This window comes from Ornithinimicrobium sp., assembly GCF_051004135.1.
Taxonomy (GTDB): Bacteria; Actinomycetota; Actinomycetes; order Actinomycetales; family Dermatophilaceae; genus Ornithinicoccus.
Window position 1 is genome coordinate 1 of sequence record NZ_JBPCKQ010000072.1, and the last position, 15,855, is coordinate 15,855.

General features: G+C 67.9%; 18 protein-coding genes, 3 pseudogenes and 1 riboswitch. Of the genes and pseudogenes, 12 read left to right on the forward strand and 9 right to left on the reverse strand.

Annotation, left to right across the window (positions count from 1 at the left end):
- The first annotated feature begins 219 nt into the window (after window positions 1-219).
- Window positions 220-327: riboswitch (TPP riboswitch) on the forward strand.
- A 51-nt stretch (window positions 328-378) separates the two neighbouring features.
- The 10 genes and pseudogenes from ACR2FV_RS03995 to ACR2FV_RS04040 all read left to right on the forward strand — a co-directional run bounded on the left by ACR2FV_RS03995 (window position 379) and on the right by ACR2FV_RS04040 (window position 7,014).
- A complete protein-coding gene (locus ACR2FV_RS03995; RefSeq protein WP_434014408.1) occupies window positions 379-1,059 on the forward strand; it encodes a YkoF family thiamine/hydroxymethylpyrimidine-binding protein in 681 nt (226 codons plus the stop codon).
- Window positions 1,056-1,667, forward strand: a complete 612-nt coding sequence (locus ACR2FV_RS04000) for an ECF transporter S component (protein ID WP_434014409.1) — start codon at window positions 1,056-1,058, stop codon at window positions 1,665-1,667. The genes ACR2FV_RS03995 and ACR2FV_RS04000 overlap by 4 nt, the downstream gene beginning before the upstream one ends.
- Complete coding sequence (locus ACR2FV_RS04005) at window positions 1,664-3,412, forward strand: ABC transporter ATP-binding protein (RefSeq protein ID WP_434014410.1); 1,749 nt, start codon at window positions 1,664-1,666, stop codon at window positions 3,410-3,412. The genes ACR2FV_RS04000 and ACR2FV_RS04005 overlap by 4 nt, the downstream gene beginning before the upstream one ends.
- Window positions 3,409-4,212 carry an energy-coupling factor transporter transmembrane component T family protein gene (locus ACR2FV_RS04010; protein WP_434014411.1) on the forward strand — a complete coding sequence of 268 codons (804 nt, stop codon included), beginning with the start codon at window positions 3,409-3,411 and terminating at the stop codon, window positions 4,210-4,212. The genes ACR2FV_RS04005 and ACR2FV_RS04010 overlap by 4 nt, the downstream gene beginning before the upstream one ends.
- A 145-nt stretch (window positions 4,213-4,357) precedes the next feature.
- A pseudogene (locus ACR2FV_RS04015) lies at window positions 4,358-4,645 on the forward strand (LLM class flavin-dependent oxidoreductase); the annotation flags it as partial.
- A gap of 226 nt (window positions 4,646-4,871) precedes the next feature.
- On the forward strand, window positions 4,872-5,111 hold the full coding sequence (locus tag ACR2FV_RS04020; protein WP_434014423.1) for a hypothetical protein: 240 nt from the start codon (window positions 4,872-4,874) through the stop codon (window positions 5,109-5,111).
- Window positions 5,112-5,189: 78 nt separating this feature from the next.
- On the forward strand, window positions 5,190-5,321 hold the full coding sequence (locus ACR2FV_RS04025) for a hypothetical protein (protein WP_434014412.1): 132 nt from the start codon (window positions 5,190-5,192) through the stop codon (window positions 5,319-5,321).
- A 203-nt stretch (window positions 5,322-5,524) separates the two neighbouring features.
- Complete coding sequence (locus tag ACR2FV_RS04030) at window positions 5,525-5,878, forward strand: WhiB family transcriptional regulator (RefSeq protein WP_434014413.1); 354 nt, start codon at window positions 5,525-5,527, stop codon at window positions 5,876-5,878.
- Between the two features lie 59 nt (window positions 5,879-5,937).
- Window positions 5,938-6,099: a hypothetical protein gene (locus tag ACR2FV_RS04035; protein ID WP_434014414.1), complete on the forward strand. Its 162-nt coding sequence runs from the start codon at window positions 5,938-5,940 to the stop codon at window positions 6,097-6,099.
- 258 nt (window positions 6,100-6,357) lie between these two features.
- On the forward strand, window positions 6,358-7,014 hold the full coding sequence (locus ACR2FV_RS04040) for a 3-keto-5-aminohexanoate cleavage protein (RefSeq protein WP_434014415.1): 657 nt from the start codon (window positions 6,358-6,360) through the stop codon (window positions 7,012-7,014).
- 153 nt (window positions 7,015-7,167) lie between these two features.
- Here ACR2FV_RS04040 and ACR2FV_RS04045 read toward each other — a convergent pair.
- Window positions 7,168-7,698, reverse strand: a pseudogene (locus tag ACR2FV_RS04045) (histidine phosphatase family protein); the annotation flags it as partial.
- 51 nt (window positions 7,699-7,749) lie between these two features.
- Window positions 7,750-7,926, reverse strand: coding sequence for a hypothetical protein (locus ACR2FV_RS04050; RefSeq protein WP_434014416.1), 177 nt, complete (start codon window positions 7,924-7,926; stop codon window positions 7,750-7,752).
- 282 nt (window positions 7,927-8,208) lie between these two features.
- On the opposite strand from ACR2FV_RS04050, the gene ACR2FV_RS04055 reads away from it, so the two are divergent.
- Window positions 8,209-8,616 (forward strand): hypothetical protein, encoded by a 408-nt coding sequence (locus tag ACR2FV_RS04055; RefSeq protein ID WP_434014417.1) that lies wholly within the window; start codon window positions 8,209-8,211, stop codon window positions 8,614-8,616.
- Between the two features lie 102 nt (window positions 8,617-8,718).
- Here the strand turns inward: ACR2FV_RS04055 and ACR2FV_RS04060 are convergent, their stop codons facing one another.
- The 7 genes and pseudogenes from ACR2FV_RS04060 to ACR2FV_RS04090 all read right to left on the reverse strand — a co-directional run bounded on the left by ACR2FV_RS04060 (window position 8,719) and on the right by ACR2FV_RS04090 (window position 14,573).
- Window positions 8,719-8,886 (reverse strand): hypothetical protein, encoded by a 168-nt coding sequence (locus tag ACR2FV_RS04060; RefSeq protein ID WP_434014418.1) that lies wholly within the window; start codon window positions 8,884-8,886, stop codon window positions 8,719-8,721.
- 89 nt (window positions 8,887-8,975) lie between these two features.
- A complete protein-coding gene (locus ACR2FV_RS04065; protein ID WP_434014424.1) occupies window positions 8,976-9,146 on the reverse strand; it encodes a hypothetical protein in 171 nt (56 codons plus the stop codon).
- A 206-nt stretch (window positions 9,147-9,352) separates the two neighbouring features.
- Window positions 9,353-9,631: a hypothetical protein gene (locus ACR2FV_RS04070; RefSeq protein ID WP_434014425.1), complete on the reverse strand. Its 279-nt coding sequence runs from the start codon at window positions 9,629-9,631 to the stop codon at window positions 9,353-9,355.
- Window position 9,632: 1 nt separating this feature from the next.
- Window positions 9,633-10,250, reverse strand: a pseudogene (locus ACR2FV_RS04075) (transposase); the annotation flags it as partial.
- 96 nt (window positions 10,251-10,346) lie between these two features.
- The gene (locus tag ACR2FV_RS04080) at window positions 10,347-12,878 is read right to left on the reverse strand and encodes a tyrosine-type recombinase/integrase (protein ID WP_434014419.1); all 2,532 of its coding nucleotides are present in this window, start codon (window positions 12,876-12,878) and stop codon (window positions 10,347-10,349) included.
- The gene (locus tag ACR2FV_RS04085; RefSeq protein ID WP_434014420.1) at window positions 12,875-14,050 is read right to left on the reverse strand and encodes a tyrosine-type recombinase/integrase; all 1,176 of its coding nucleotides are present in this window, start codon (window positions 14,048-14,050) and stop codon (window positions 12,875-12,877) included. Before ACR2FV_RS04085 ends, ACR2FV_RS04080 begins: the two co-directional genes overlap by 4 nt.
- A gap of 19 nt (window positions 14,051-14,069) precedes the next feature.
- Complete coding sequence (locus tag ACR2FV_RS04090) at window positions 14,070-14,573, reverse strand: IS110 family transposase (protein ID WP_434014421.1); 504 nt, start codon at window positions 14,571-14,573, stop codon at window positions 14,070-14,072.
- Window positions 14,574-14,972: 399 nt separating this feature from the next.
- Between ACR2FV_RS04090 and ACR2FV_RS04095 the strand changes: the two genes are divergently transcribed.
- Window positions 14,973-15,434, forward strand: coding sequence for an AAA family ATPase (locus ACR2FV_RS04095; protein ID WP_434014422.1), 462 nt, complete (start codon window positions 14,973-14,975; stop codon window positions 15,432-15,434).
- Window positions 15,435-15,855: the final 421 nt, after the last annotated feature.

The following is a 15,855-nucleotide window of genomic DNA, read 5'->3' on the forward strand; positions in this document are numbered from 1 at the left end:
GACCTTCGAACCCGAACTCACCACCCAGCAACTGCAACTCCTCGAACTCCTCGGCCTGCCCCCCAGCGCCTACACGCAGCGCCCCTAATTGCGCAGATACTCCATCCGAGATGTGCGGAACGTCAGCCTTGGCGCGCTTGGTTGTCTAGTTCTGGTGTGGGTCGGTGTGACACTCGACGAGACGTCGTGACCCGGCCCGTACGTTCGGGGTAGCATTGGTCCAGACCCCCGGGGAGCGCCGCAAGGCGCTGAGAGTGCGGACAGCCCGCAGACCCGTCAACCTGATCCGGTTCGTACCGGCGTAGGGAGTAGGGCACCTGCCCGACGTTTGTCGTCGGGCTGGGTCTCGAAGTAGCCGCGGGTCCTGAAGGGACCATGATGAGCCCCCAGCGTGACCAGCAGATGGCCGCCGGCGCGATGCCCGAGCAACTCGGTGTCGGCATGCGGCTGAGCGTCCACCCGCACTGCGACGACTTCGAAGAGGTCATCCTCGGCGCGCTCGCGGACGTCATCGGCGCTGGCCTGAGCGATGATCTCCTCGTCGAGACCGACGAGGTGAGTACCTACGTCGGTGCGCGCACCGAGCTGGCGGAGGAGCGGCTGGCCGCGTTCGCCTCGGCGCTCATCGCCGCCGCGTTCCGGCGCTGCGGTGCCGGGCATGTGGTCGCCCATATCCTCCTCTCGCGCGGCTGTCCTGGGGAGGCGTCGTGCCACCTCGACGTTGCTGGCCTACCCGAAACGGCGTCGGTGGCGCTGGAGCCCACCGGCATTCGTGCGGCTGCCCAGTGGTCGCTGTACCCGTTGCTTGATGGCGGCTCGGGCCAGGGCGACCATATGGTCCACATCGAGGCCGCCATCGCCGCGGCCCAGGCCCGGGGTGTCGCGGCCTGTGCGAACCACTACGCCACGAAGCTGACTGGCGACCTCGCGGAGGTGCTCGCCACGGTCGTCGACGCGTGGGCTCAGGTGGGCGCTGTCGTCCCCCACGTCGTCACCCATCTCACCGTCTCGGTCGGTTCGCCGAGCCCGGCCGAGTCCCGAGGAAGGCCAGCGCTATGACCACCGAGCACAACGCGCCGGTCACCCGGCCCCGCCGTGCTTGGGCGATGAAGGACCTCGTTCTCATGGTCGTCCTCGGTGTCGTCTTCGGGTTCGCCTACTGGGCGCTTGTCCAGGCCTGGAACGGGCTGAGTATCCTGATGGGACCGGCAGGCGACCTCTCCCAGCACGTCCTGTTTGGCGGATGGCTTCTGGTCGCCCCGATCGCCGTGGCAATCATCCGCCGGCCTTTGTCCGGTGTGATTGCCGAGATCCTCGCCTCGGTCGTCGAGGTCGTCTTCCTCGGCTCACCGGTCGGCCCGACGCTCATCATTGCCGCAGCCATCCAGGGCGCCGGTAGTGAGGTGGCGTTCGCGCTGATGAGGTACAAGCGGTTCGGCTGGGGCGTCTTCGCCCTCTCCGGCCTGCTCGGTGCCAGCATGGTGTTCTTCTACTCAGCCTTCCGATTCGGCTGGTATGGCCAGGACATATTCTTCCTGCGCCTGGTCATGCAGGCCCTGTCCGGGATCATCCTTGGTGGGCTGCTCGCCAAGGTCATCGTCGACGCTCTGGCTCGCACCGGCGTGGTCGATAACTTCGCGATCGGCCGCGAGATGACAGGGCGATGAGTGAGCTAGCCGCGCACCGCCCCCGCCTGGCCGGGACGCACGGTAGGGCCGTGGTCGAGCTGGACGACCTAACCGTGACCTTTCCCCGGCGTGACGAGCCCGTGCTGAGCGCGGTGTCGTTGCGACTGGCACCCGGGCAGCAGGTCGTCGTCCTGGGCGCGTCCGGATCCGGCAAGTCGACGTTGTTGCACGCGATCACCGGGGTGATCCCGCACACCGTGACCGCGACGGTCACCGGCGAGGTGATCGTCGCGGGGACGACAACCGAGGCCACCTGTGTTGTTGAGCGGTCCCGGCACCTCGGGGTGCTGGCCCAGGACCCGTCCGCCGCAGTGTGCCTGCCTCAAGTCGAGCAGGAACTGGCTTTGCCGTTGGAGAACCACGCGACCGAGCCAGCGAGCATCGGACCACGGATCCGTGCCGCCCTGGACACTATCGGCGCCGGGCACCTGCGGCAGCGGGCGACTGCGGTCTTGTCAGGGGGTGAGTCTCAGCGGGTCGCGCTCGCGGCGGCCCTGGTCACCGGGCCCGAGGTGCTCCTACTCGATGAGCCGACCTCGATGCTCGACCCCGCCGGGGTCGCCTCGGTACGCGGGGCCCTGACCGGGGCGATCGGGAGGTACCGGCCCGCGATGGTCCTCATCGAGCACCGGCTCGATGAGTGGGCCGGGGTGGCTGGGACGGCCGGTCTGCCCGGGCGGGCAGTGGTTCTCGGCGATGACGGAACGGTGCTCGCCGACGGGTCGACCGCCGTCGTCTTGCGCGAGCACGCCGGCATGCTTCACGCGGCCGGGTGCTGGCTGCCGCTGGACGCCGAGTTTTACGCGCTCACCGATGCGGCCGGGGATCTGGGGTCCAGGGTGAACACCGACCTGCTCCATGTCCTGGCTGACCAACCCGTTCCCCGCCGGTCCGGTGGACAGGTGCTCCTGTCGGCCCGGGGCCTCGCGGTCGGCCGAGCGGAATCGGCGAGCAAGAAACAGTGGCGCGGCCACCCCGGAGCCGTGCCCGAGGCTCAGGCGTCCTGCACGCTCCTGGCCGACGTCGACCTGACCGTGCGGGCAGGGGAAGTCATCGCCCTCCTCGGCGGCAACGGGGTCGGGAAGTCCACCCTCCTGCTCACCCTGGCCAGGCTCTTGTCCCCGCTGGCGGGCATCGTGGGGGGTTCGCGACCCGGCCTGGTCTTCCAGAACCCCGAGCACCAGTTCGTCGCCACCACCGTGCGCGAGGAGATCGGTCACGGGCTGCCGGCGGAGACCAAGCAGAAGGTGGTGGACGCGCAGCTGCGGCGCCACCGGCTCACCCACCTCGCCGGCCAGAACCCGTTCCAGCTTTCCGGCGGGGAGAAGCGCCGGCTCAGCCTGGCCGCCATGCTTGCCCACGACCGGCCCGTGCTCCTCATCGACGAGCCCACCCTCGGGCTGGACCGGCGTGACGCCATCGGCACCGCCATGACCCTGCGTGACGTCGCCGACCGGGGCGACGGCGTCGTCCTGGTCAGCCACGACCTGCGGCTCGTCGCTGGCTTGGCCGACCGGGTCGTCATCCTCGGCAACGGCGGGGTGCTCGCCGACGGCCCGACCGAGCAGGTCCTTTCCGACGCCTGCGTGCTCGCCCAAGCCGGACTCACCCTGCCGCCGCTGGTCGCATGGCTCCTCGAGCACACACCCGGCGCCACCGCACACGTGCTGGGCCAACTCGACGACGCCGTGGTCCCACCCAGGCGCGAGGAGTTGGCCCAGTGAGCGCCCTGACCGGCACTGTTGCCACCGATTCCCCGCTCGCCCGCCGCAACCCGACGCTCAAGCTGGCCCTGCTCGCCGTTGTCTCCTTGGTCTCGATATTCCTCCTGGACCCCATCACCCCGGCGGTCTTGTACGTTCTCGGGCTCCTCGGGGTCGCGATGTCGGTGCGGGTGCCGGCGTACACGCTCGCCCTGGCCCACCTGCCCTTCCTCGCTTTCGCGGTCGGCGTGTTGATCGTCAACGCCCTGTCCCGGCCGGGGACGGTCCTGTGGCAAGCCGGCCCGCTCCGGGTCACCGAGCAGGGGCTGAGCGTCGGGGCGGCGCTGGCGGCTCGCACCCTGCTCATCGGGGTGCTCGCCATCGGATTCCTTCTGTCGACCGAGGGGGTCGCACTGATGATGAGCCTGCACCAAAACGCCCACCTCAGCCCCCGAGTTACCTTCGCGATCCTCGCCGGGTACCGGATGCTCCAGGAGATGCCACGGGAGTGGTCAACGATCCGTCATGCTCACACCATGCGGATGAACCTACCCGAGGGCGCCCGGCCGCCACGGAGCCCGCGGCACCTCGCCGGGGTGACCTTCACCCTCCTGGTCGTCTCGGTCCGCAAGGGAGAGCGGCTGGCGCAGGCACTGGAATCACGCGGGCTCGGGCTCCAGCCACGCACGACCTGGCGCCCTATCCGGGTCACCGGCGCCGACTGGGGATTCGCAGCCGGCGTTCTCGCCGTCGTCGCCGCCGTGGTGACCGGCAGCGCGACCCTGGAGATTCTGGAGGGGCCCGGTGCCCTCTTCGGCTGAGACGATGCACCTCGTGGCGATGGTGACCGCCCCGACGAGCCAGTACGCCGAGAACTGGCGCCACCCGCTCTCGCGTACCGACTGGCTCAGCGCCCGGTTCTACACCGACCTTGCCCGTACCCTCGAGCGCGGCTGCTTCGACATGATGTTCATGGCCGACGCACTCGCGGTCCCCGAAGACGCCGCGGGCAGTTACGCGACCACCGTGCGCACCGGCGGCAAGGGCACGATCTACCTCGACCCGGTCGTCGTTGTCTCGGCCGCCGCAGCCGCTACCACCCACCTCGGCCTCGGTGCGACGATGTCGACGACGTTCCTCCCGCCGTACTCGATCGCCCGGACGATGCTCAGCCTCGACCACCTCTCCGGAGGTCGGATCGCGTGGAACGTCGTCACCTCCACGACCGACGCCGAGGCCCGCAACATGGGCTGGTCCGCGATGCCCAGCAAGGCAGAGCGGTACGACCACGCCGACCGGGTCGCCCGCACGGTGCTCGACCTGTGGCAGACCTGGGCGCCGGAGGCCCTCGTCCTCGACACCGACAACCGCGTCTTCGCTGACCCCCGCCGGATCGCCCGGTCGCCATCCCGACTCCCTGCGGGTCCTGCCCGCCGTCCAGCCGATCCTCGCCGCCACCGACGCCGGAGCCCGGCACCGCGTGGCCGAACTCGAGTCGTTCCTCGACGAGAAGGAGACCCTCACCTTCCTTGCCCGGCTCCTGCACACCGACCCAGATCGGTTCGATCCAGACGGGACCGGCGCCGCCCTCGTCCAGTCCCACCGAGGCGCCACCGGCGGCGACGGATTCGAAGAAGTGCTCCTGCGGGCCTGCCGCGCAGAGGGCCTCACCGTGCGTGAACTCGCCGCAAAACAGGCGATGAGCCAACTCCATCCATAGCCCGCCGGGTGCCCGGCCACGGTCGCCGACTACCTGTGCGAGCTCTTCGACATCGGGGCCGCCGACGGGTTCGTCATCGTGCCTGCGCTCTACCCCTCGTCGCTCGAGGAGTTCGTCACCGGTGTCATCCCCGAACTGCAGCGGCGCGGGCGGGTCCGCCGGTCCTACGACCAAACAACCCTGCGCGGCAACCTCGGTCTTCAGGTGTGACAGGTAGGGCTCCCCTCAACCCGGTGCTATGGATCTTGGCCAGGTGACAGCGCCCTGCACTTTGTGGTCGGGGACGAGGCGGGACCACCGCGAAGCGGTTATCACCGGGGCCCGATCCAGACAACAGATTGCGTCCGAACCACCTTCTACATAGGCTTACAACGTAAGCGGCATCTCGGACCTCGGGTTGGATCGCTCCTCGCGTGACAACATCGGAGGTGGCCGCGGTGGCCCACAACAAGCGCCTGCCGCCTCCGGCCCACGACCGCTACGCCTGGCAACTGGCCGGGGTGTGCCGCCAAGGGGACCCGGAGAGGTTCTTCCTGGAGTCCGAGCGAGGGCACACACGCGACATGCTGGTCACCCAGGCCAAGGCGGTCTGCGCTCCTTGCCCGGTGCTGGAGTCCTGCCGGGAGCATGGGCTGAACGCTCAGGAGCCGTACGGTATCTGGGGTGGGTTGACCGTTCAGGAGCGTGAGACCTGGTTGCGGGTTCGGCGCCGGAACCGCCCGCGGACCGAGCCCACAGATGGCCTGCTCGACCTGGCCAGCGGATGATTCTCATGGGCAGCTGGGGGTCAGGGCGTGTCACCGCGCGTCTGCCCGGGTGGGCGCTGGTGGGCGTCCTGGACACCATCGGCATCCTCGCTCTAGTGATGGTTCGGCCGGTCTGGATCATGGTCCTGATCGTCGTCGCGGTGATCGCCCTGACGGCTTTGGCCGAGCACCTCACCGGGTGGGGTCACGGCCAAGTGGACCCGTGGCCAGCACCCCAGTAGCCGATCGATCTGCGACGGGTTCCTTCTTCTGTTACTCAGGTCGGCCATCGTCGTGGCCACGTGCACGGGTCGCTCGATGCCGCACGCACGGCGCCTCCAAGGGCATAGGACGATCAGCCGCCCCTCCGGAGCCAGGCCGGGGGCCTGTGACCCGAACACCGGTAGGCGATCCCCCTTGTACCCGACCGTCGCACGCCTGGGTATGTACCCGCCGCCTGGGTATGTACCCGCATATCCTCAGTGCGCTACCTTCGCGTGATGCCTGACCCTGGAGACGGCCGGCTGCTCCAAGCGTGCCTGAACGGTGCGCGGCTGCCGTGCGAGCATCCCCGACTGCCGGTGACCGCAACGGCGTTGGCGCGCGAGGCAACCAAGGTTCACGGCGCCGGGGTCGACGCGGTGCACCTACACGTCAATGACCACCAGGGGGTCGACACCCTCGACGCCGCAGCGATGGCCGAGGTCCTGGAAGCGGCCAGCGCCGATGCACCCGGTGTCGTGGTCGGGGTCGCCACCGGCGCGTGGGTGCTGCCAGACCGGCAGGCGCGGGTACAGGCAATCCGGGAATGGACCATCCTGCCCGACTTCGCCTCAGTGAACTGGCACGAGACCGGCGCCGAGGACGTGGCCGCTGCACTGCTGGAGCGAGGGGTGGGCGTGGAGGCCGGGTTGTGGCACGCCGAAGCCATGGCCGACCGCCTGCTGGATCTGCTGGGGCCAGGCCCCGGGCTGCCCGTCCTGCTGCACGGCCAAGGCAACACCTGTTGGCCCACCCTGCGCCACGCCGCCCGGCTCGGACTGCCCACCCGGATCGGCCTGGAAGACACCCTCACGATGCCCGACGGATCGCGCGCACCGGACAACACCACACTCGTGGAAGCGGCGTCTGCCATCCTCGCCGAGAACGGATCATGAGCGGACCGGGCTCACAAACCTGACGAAGCATTGGAAACGCCTGGTCGTTCCCCAGTCCAGTAAGCCATCGGCCACCGGGCACGTCTGAGGATCGAGATGGTGCCGGCGAGCGCGCGGGAAGGTCCCTCACCGGGCTCAAAGCGACCGGCAAGGTCAGCCGCCGGCCACCTCAAGGTGGCCAACATCGTTGAGCCGGGCGATCATGTGGCTGTGGTTCCTGGCGTTCTTGGAAAGCTCGGTGATGCCGCCCGAACTGAGCCCGAACTGGACCCGCCCGACTGACTCGATTGCCATCTCGATCCAGGCGGCAAGTAGGAGCGTTGCGGTGCCGCCGTGTGTCACCACAACCTGGTTCTCCAACTCGGACAACATCAAGCGCTGCATGGCAGCATAGGCACGCCGTGCACGATCCATGCGGGTCTCGGCACCGGCGATCCCTTCATCGTGGCGAAGCCGCTCGCCCTGCTCCGGGAGTGGGATCTGTCGTTCCTGAAGCCATGCCTTCGGCCGACCCTCTGCATCGCCGTAGGACTTCTCCCGCAGATCGGGGTCGAGCCGAACGTCACCACCGATTCGGGTGCTGATGATCTCCGCAGTGTGCCGTGCCCGTAGCAGATCGGAGGCAATGATCCCGACCGCTTCGCCGTCGAGACGCCGCTCCAGTTCCGCAGCGACTGCGTCGGCCTGCCGCTGCCCCCAGCTCGGTCAGGTCGGGCGTCGCCGCAAGCGGTTCGGCTAACGGGCATCGTGGAGGGCTTGTGTGGCGCTGCCCCGTTCGGTTCGCCGCCACAGCAGCAGCGGAAGGCCGAGTGCTGCGAGGAAGGCCAGGATGAAGAGCGCGTGCTGCCACTCGCCGACGACGAGGGAGAAGCCGGTGTCGAGCGCGAACCACACGCTGACCGACACGATCAACGCCCGCCACGCCCAGGGGGCTGATGACGTCCAAGGTGCGGTGCGGGGTTCGGCTGCCCTCGGCTTGACGCCGGTGCCTGGCGATGGTCCGAAGACTCGCTGGGGGCGGTGACAGATGTGACCCGAGCCGCTGAACGCCGTCCGAGGTGCCAAGACGCCCGCTTCCGCGAAAGGGTGGCCGCACGACGATGATTGGGGTTACCTGTGCAGAAGCAGCTACTGACTATCTACCTCAGCGACCACCTAAGCGGTGCCACCGGCGCAATACAGCGTCTGTCCCAGATGACCTCCCAGTACACCGACCTGAGCATGCACGCTGAACTGGTCACACTGACCTCGCAGGTCAAGCGCGATCGGGCGGTCCTGCTCGACATCATCGAGCGAGTGGGGGTCCGACCGCAGCGTCACAAGCTGGTCGCCGGTCGATTCGGCGAGGCGGTGGGGCGGTTGAAGCGGAACGGCCGGGTGTGGTCCCGCTCCCCGTCGACACCATTGGTCGAGATCGAGGCGATCCAAGCCGGGGTGGCCGCAAAGCTCAGCCTCTGGCAGACCCTGGATGCGCACGCCGATACCCTCGGCCTGGATGTGAGTGACCTGGCGGATCTGCAAGATCGGGCCAGGTCACAGTTGCTGGTGCTCGAGCAGTGCCATGGTGGGCTGGCGCCGGGAGCGTTCGCCGATGACTCATGACGACGGCCCCGCCCCGGTCGCGACGAGTCCCGTCGATTGCACCATGTGTGAGCTCGCCCGATCCATCGGACCGGGGCGCGTGGTCCTGGCTGGTGATCTCCTTCAGGAAGTCGTGACACTCCTGGCCCGCTCGGAGTCCCGCTCCATGACCTGCTCGAAGAAACTGGCGATGTCGTCCCTTCCTGCGTTGCGGGCATCGCGCACATACTGGCCGTAGTCGTGCCCAGCCCTCAGCGCGTGACCCTGCACCGAGACGAGGTCGAATACCACGTCGTTGAAGCCTGTCTCACTCCGTTACGGCCTGTCGATCTTGCAAGCGGAGTTCTCCTTGACCCCAGATGTTGGACCGATCGGTGTCGTCAGTCGGTCCGGGTGTCCCGTGGATTGACGATGTCAGGATCCGTGTCGGGGTCGGTGGTGTCCTCGTGGTTGACGTCTCGCTCGTCCCGCGGGTTCCTGAGTTCCGGGTCGCCGTCCGGATCGATGGCGTCCTCGTCGTGCGGGTCTGTCTTTCCGGTGCTTCCGCTCATCGGCTGCGCTCCTCGTGCTCGACTTCTGCGATCTGCGGTGATCGCATGCCAGCCACGGTAATCCTTCCTCGAGCGATCGGCTGACCGGGTCGGATGCCGGGGACAACCCGGCAGGACCACTAGTCCAGTCCGAAAATGAATGGTGACTGGGCAGGGGGAACTGTACCCGGGGGTGCGGGTGGTGGTGCTGCGCGCTTGGGTGGGGTCTACGCGACGGGTTCGAGGGTGACGGTGTAGCCGAGGGCTTCGAGTTGACGGATGTGGTTGCGCTTCTTGGCGCCGACGTTGACGTGGCGGTCGTAGTGGTCGGCGCCCAGGTCGTGCCAGCGCGCGTTGGGGTCTGCCAGGAGGTGCCAGATGATGACCAGAATGGAGCGTCCGGTCGCGACGATGGCCTTCTTCTTTCCACGTCTTCGGGCGATGCGCCGGTAGCGGGCACCGAGGAAGGTGTCGGTCCGGCCGGCCGGAGACGGCGGCCTCGCCAAGGACGCGGGCCAGGTACCGGTTGCCGTGCCCGGTCGAGCCGTTGCCCTTGTTCTTGCCGGCGGAGGACTTGATCCCGGGTGCGAACTTGGCCCACGAGGCCGGGTGCCCTGGGGTGGGGAACCGGCTCATGTCGATCCCGATCTCGGCGATGACGAGCGCGGCTGCGGTCGGGCCGATCCCGGGGATCTCATCGAGCCGGTCGACCGCGTCATCGAAAGGGGCCAGGTACTTCTCGATCTCTTGGTCCACAGCGGCGATGTCGGCATCGGCGGAATCGACCCGGCCGAGCATCCGGGCCAGCACGAACCGGTGATGGTCATCGAAGTGACCAGTGAACGCCTCTTCCAACTGGGGGATCTTGGCTCGCATCCGTGACCTGGCCATCTGGGCCAGCACGACAGGATCGCGTTCCCCGGCGAGCATCGCTGACATCATCTCCCGCCCGGAGACCCCGAAGATGTCCGAAGCCACGACCGAGAGCTTGATGCAGGCGTCTTCGAGGAGCTTCTCGACCCGGTTCTTCTCCGAGTTGCGGACACCGACCAGGTCGACCCGGTACCGGACCAGATCCCGCAGCTTTCGGATGTCGCGCGGCGGCACGAAACTGGGCCGCAGCATCTGTCGTTCGGCGACCTTGCACAGCCACACCGCGTCCAGTACATCTTCTCCGAACTAGGGGGTGGTCGTGGGCGGGAGGAGGCAGGGTCTGGTCGGTCAGGTCAGGGGCTGGTCTTGTGGCTGGGTGGGTTCGTCGGGGTCCGTCCGGCCGGCGGCGTCGGTGAAGGTAGGGGCTCCGAGTTGGACTGTCTGGGCCCGGCGGACGGTGATTTGGTCCATCTCAGCGAGCTTGGCGCGGGCGCCGGCGAGGCTGACCTTGAGTCCTTCGGCTTCCCCGAGCCAGTGGTGTGATTCGGCTTCGGCGATACGGGCGATGAGGTTGTCGCGGATCTGGGCCAGGCGTGCCCGGGCGGTGGGATCTGGGCGCAGGAGCGGGCAGCGCAGGCAGCTGTGTTCGTGGATGCAAGGGGTGTCGTAGGAGCGTCCGCAGTCGCCGACGGATACCTTGCGGCGCTCGAAGTGGCCGATGAATTCGGCCCATTCCTCGTCGGTGGGGGTGCGGTATTCCTCGCTGGGCCGCAGCGCGCGGCGCCGAGAGATGAATGCCCGATGCCCGTTGATCACTTCTTCGGGGTAGACGGCCTTGTAACCCATGGTGGTGTTGATGTCGCGGTGCCCGGCGACGAGTTGGGCGATGTGCGGCGGCATGCCATGCATGATCGCATCGGTGATGAACAGCCTTCGGAAGTCGTGAAAGGTGTAGCGCAGTTGGCGACCTCCCGCATCCTTGACGCCGAGCACGCTGAGCGCGTGGTCGAGGTAGCTGCGCATCGAGGTCTCGGCTACTGCGCGGTCCTCAAGGTGTCGATGCCATTGGAACAGCAACGGCATGGGCGAGTTGTATACGCGCTCGTTCTTGTCGTAGGAGACCACCAGGGGCACGTGGGGCTGACCGGCACGGATCCGGGCGACGATGGTCGACAAGACATCGGCGAGCTCGGGGGAGATGACCAGCAGCCGTTCGGCGTCTGTCTTGGACGGGCTGATCTGCAGCAACGGGATCAGCTGGCCGGTGTCCGGCAGCCGGTATTGGATCAGGCTGTGATGCGACAGCTCGGTCAGTTCCTCGATGCGGATTCCGGTGTGTCGCAGTACCTCGACCATCGCCCAGGTCCAGAACCCGCGGTGCTCTTCAAAGGTCAGATCGCAGCGCAGGCCGGTGTCTGGATGCTCGGCCCAGGTGCGGCTAGTGGTCTCGGTCTTCATCACCGTGCGGCGCAGCGTCTGGCCCATGGCGGTGAACAGTTCACCAGGCTGGGTTCGTTGGGCCTGGGCGAGCAGCTCGGCGGTGCGGGTCCGCTCGGCCTGTACCCAGGTCACCAGTGCCGGCAGCACTGGCAGCCGTTCGCGGGTGCGTTGGTCCATGCGGGACTTGCGCCGGGACCGGTCCTTCTTGTGGGACACGTCGCTGGCGCTGACCGGGCAGCGGACCGCCCACGGACCCCAACGGGACGGGTCGTCGTCGGCCCACTCGGCGATGTCGAGGTAGAGGGTACGCACGGCCGACAGGACGCTGCGTCCGTCCAGCCGCGTGGAAGTCAGCTGGACCTGTTCGCCGGCGGGAGAGGTTGTCGTGCGGGTCCGGGTCATCACCCGCTGCTTCCATGCCGCGGCGACATCGCGAGGCAACTTCAGGGACTCGATACCGGGGTGGTGGGCCTCCAGGTCCGCCCAGAACAGTTTGCCCAGGAGGTAGGCGAACCGTTGCAGCGAGGAGAAGTCCACCGACGGTTGGCGTTCGCGCAGGTAGTCCACCAGCACGTCGCGCACCGGTCGGCAGGCGATCTGATAGCGGTCGATCAACTGCTCACAGGTCGGCTGCCCGTGGCCGGAGAACATCTCGATCGCGGCGGGTGCATCCTCGCCCAGGGCACCGTGACTACGCAGCAGTTGATAAAAGAGTGGGCTGTGTGCGTGCGCCTCGGAGCCGGAGGAAGCGCGCAGGGCGGCGGCGACCTGAAGAAGCTCGACGCAGTCACCGACTCGGACTGCGGCAACCGGACCGCCCTTGGCCGCCAGGATGACCGCAATCCTGCTCAGGGCCTGCTGACCGGCCTGCAGTCCGATCCGGCCCTGAGCGCACCACTGCTCCAGCGACGCGAACGCCACGCGGTCGCGGTCGCGGGCCATCTCGGTGGCCAGTCCCCGCCGCGCCGGAGCGAAGCGCAGCAGCCAAGCCAGGCTGGGCCGGATCACGTCGGCGCAGATCAGCACCAACAGGCCAGGACTCAGGTGCGGCGGCCGCCTCCCGGAGACCGTGCTCACCCGAGAACGGTCCGCGGTCCTCACGGCGACCGCGTCCCGCCAGTCGCTCTGCTGCTCCGCGCCGCTGGCCATCCACCGCTGCTGCCAACTGTCTCCCGGATGAGTCTGCAGCCAGCTCAACACGGCCAAGACTCCGATCCGGCGGTTCCGCTGGCTTCCTGGACTGTCCAACAAGAACGGCACGGCCAGGACCCGAGCCAGCACCGCGGATCGGCTCGCCTCGGTCGTTGGCCATGACGGCACGATCGGGCGGGGTGGGAACACGGCCAGCAACTGCGCCCCGGTCGTGTTCACCGGCCCGCTGGCCGGCGCCCGCGCATCGGTTCCTAGCGCCGTGATCACCGGCCCACCGGTGGCAGTCACGACTTGTCCTCGCCGAACAGGATCTGCAGGCTCTCGGCCCGGTATCCGGGCGCCGACGACGCGGCCGAGTCGTGGCCGCGGTGTCGGGCGTGGAAGGCGAGCACCCCGGCGACCACGTCCTCGGTCACCGGGTTCAAGTACCTCTGGGTGGTCGACAGGTGGGCGTGACCCAGGACCCACTGCACGTCGGTAAGGGGCAGCAGCGGGTCCCGAGCCATCCGATACGCGGCGGTATGGCGAAGATCGTGCAGCGACCAGTTCGACCCCAGTGCGTGGTTGGCGCGGGTGAACATCGCTCGCGCCGCGTCGTAGCTCAACGCCCGGAACGGTCGCAGCAGGGTCCACCACAACGGCTCGTCCCGGCCCGCAGGCACCAGCTCGGCCAGCTGGGCCTGATAGAGCCGCAGCCAGACGAACGCGTCCGGTGCGGCCGGTAACGGCTGCAACACCCGGGTGCCCTTGCGCAGCACGGTGATCAGCTGCTGTCCCGGGTCGACGTCGGCGACCGTGGCGCCAAGCAGTTCCGAGGCCCGCGCTGCGGTCGAGGCCCAGAACGCCACCAGCGCCCGATCCCGGTGCGACCCCAGCTGCGTAAACAACGCGTCGAACCGATCGTCCGGGATGCTCCGCGGCGCCCTGGTCACCACCTTCGGGCGATATCGTCCGCTGCGTTGATTGGCGAACGGCTCCATCGGATTGTGGTGGCCCCGTGCACGCCCGGACCCAGAACGCCGAGCCAACGGGAACGGGTTGAGCATGGGCCCGGTCCCAGCCTCAAGATGGAAGTCGTAGAAGGCACGCAGCACGCTCTCGCAATGCGCCGCCGTCGAGGCCTCGTACCGTTCCCCGCGCGATCGCTTACCGGTCACCTCGTTGACCTCCGCCGGGGCCGACTCCTTACCTGATCCCGGAGCATCACCGGCCGGATAACGCCAATGCGGGCGGGTCGGTTTGACGACCACCTGAAGCCAGCGGCAGAAGTCCCGCGCCTCGACCCGAGTTGCTTGATCCCAGTCCAACCCCAGGGTCCACAAGAACCGGAACCAGCGCAGCAGATCCATCCCATACGAACGCTGCGTGGTCGCCGGCCGACCGCACGCAGCCAACTCCGCGAAGAACGCGGCCACCGGCACGACCGCCGCACCACCAGCATCAACGAGTCGATACGGCACAAACAAGTCGCCCGTCGCCTCAAGCGAGCCGCGCAGCGGCACCACCAAGCCGGACAGCTCCCGTGGCACATCCGCGTCGTTGATCACAAGAACGGAACCTAGCCAGCGCCGACCGCCGCCGCAGGCCAAAGTCAAGAGACCGGCTCGCTAGTTCGGTCAACAGGTCCGTCTTGGGCCGCCCCGGTAGGTGCTTGACGTCTTTGGCGTTGACCAGCCACGGCGTCAACCCGTGGGCCTCCAACAGGTAGAACGGTGGCTTCCAGTAGTCGCTGGTCGCCTCCATCACCACCCGGGTCACTCCCAGCTCGACCAATCGGTTGGCCAGCTCGGTCAACGACCGGGTCATGCTCGAATGCGTCGTGACCTCCTGGACCCGATGCTTGCCACCGGCTGGACCTGGCAGCCGGACACAGCACACCACCTCGGCCTTGCCGATATCCAAGGCCGCGACACGCTCGATGATCTGCTCATCGTCCTGCGACTCGCGGAACACCCACCTCATCTCCTTCCACACGATCGACACCAGCCACGGTGTGACCACCTGGGAGGAGCCACCAGGGCAGAACAAGCGAATCTAGTCCTCGTGCTCGGAACCAACCTGCGCACCGGCAACACTGAAGAGCCCACCACGTGACTCCCACCGCCCGGCTAGACGACGGCCTCAACGGACCATAGGAACAACGACGTCACCCAGGCGACCACAACCCCATTTTCAGCCCGGAACGGGCACCCCACAAGGGGCACCTTGGCTAGACGATGCACATCGTCGCTTTCGACAACCCGAGCGGGGCTGCTCGACCCGCGGGCCGCACCTGATCGACGCCCACGGTCGTGCTGGGCTGAGGGATGCAGATTCGCGACCGGCCCTCGATGATCCTCTTCTGCGGGACAGCGTTCTGCGGCAAGAGCACCCTGGCGCGGCGTGCTGGCTCAGCCGTTGAACGCCGAGCTGATCAGTCTGGACGCCCTCAACCTTGAGCGAGGTTTGGTCAGCGGTGACGGGGCCGGGGTAACGGAGTGGACCCTCACCCACCGGATCGCCCACGCCCGCGTGACGGCGATACGGGCAGGACGAGACGCAATCGTTGATGACACGAGTTCCCCTCGGTTCCTGCGCGACGACTGGCGGACTCTGACCCGCGCGCTAGGCGCCGACTTCCGGTTGATCTACCTGCAGGCGGACCCGGAGCTGGTCACCGGCAGGCGGGCGAACAACCACATCGATCCGCGACGGGGGGCGACGTACGGGATGAGGTGCTGGCTTGCCCACTTGCAAGCCTTCGAGCCACCTGGCCGAGACGAGCATCCTCTCGTCCTGAATGCCGACAGTGATTCCCGAGCACTGCTCAGAGCACTGCTCGGCCACTTCCCCCCGACGGAGTAGCCGAGCACGAGAGCTGATTCGGTTAGGAACGTCATACGCGAACGGCCCAGGTCAGGATGGGAGATGCATGCTCGGGTGTCCGTAAGCCCCGCCCGGTGAGGATCCCCGCAAGGGCCCCTCCACTGGAACCGTTGCATCGGGACACGCGGGCGCTGGGCCCCGCTTGCGGGGTGGGAATGGGAAGGGTGCGGCCCCCCTGGAGTGACGTGCATGGACGTGCCGGGTGATGTCGGCGGGTGTCTTGCGTCGAAGGCGTTGCGGCGGGGCTGTTCAGTCGCCTGCGGCGGGGCTGCTCCAGCCTTCGTGTCTTTCGACTGCGTGCACTGATGCGATTTGCAGCATCGCGATGAGCTCCTTGAGGCGGCGGGCGTTGTTGAACCACGGTTGATATCGGGCGAGCTGGTCCTGGCTGAGGAATTTG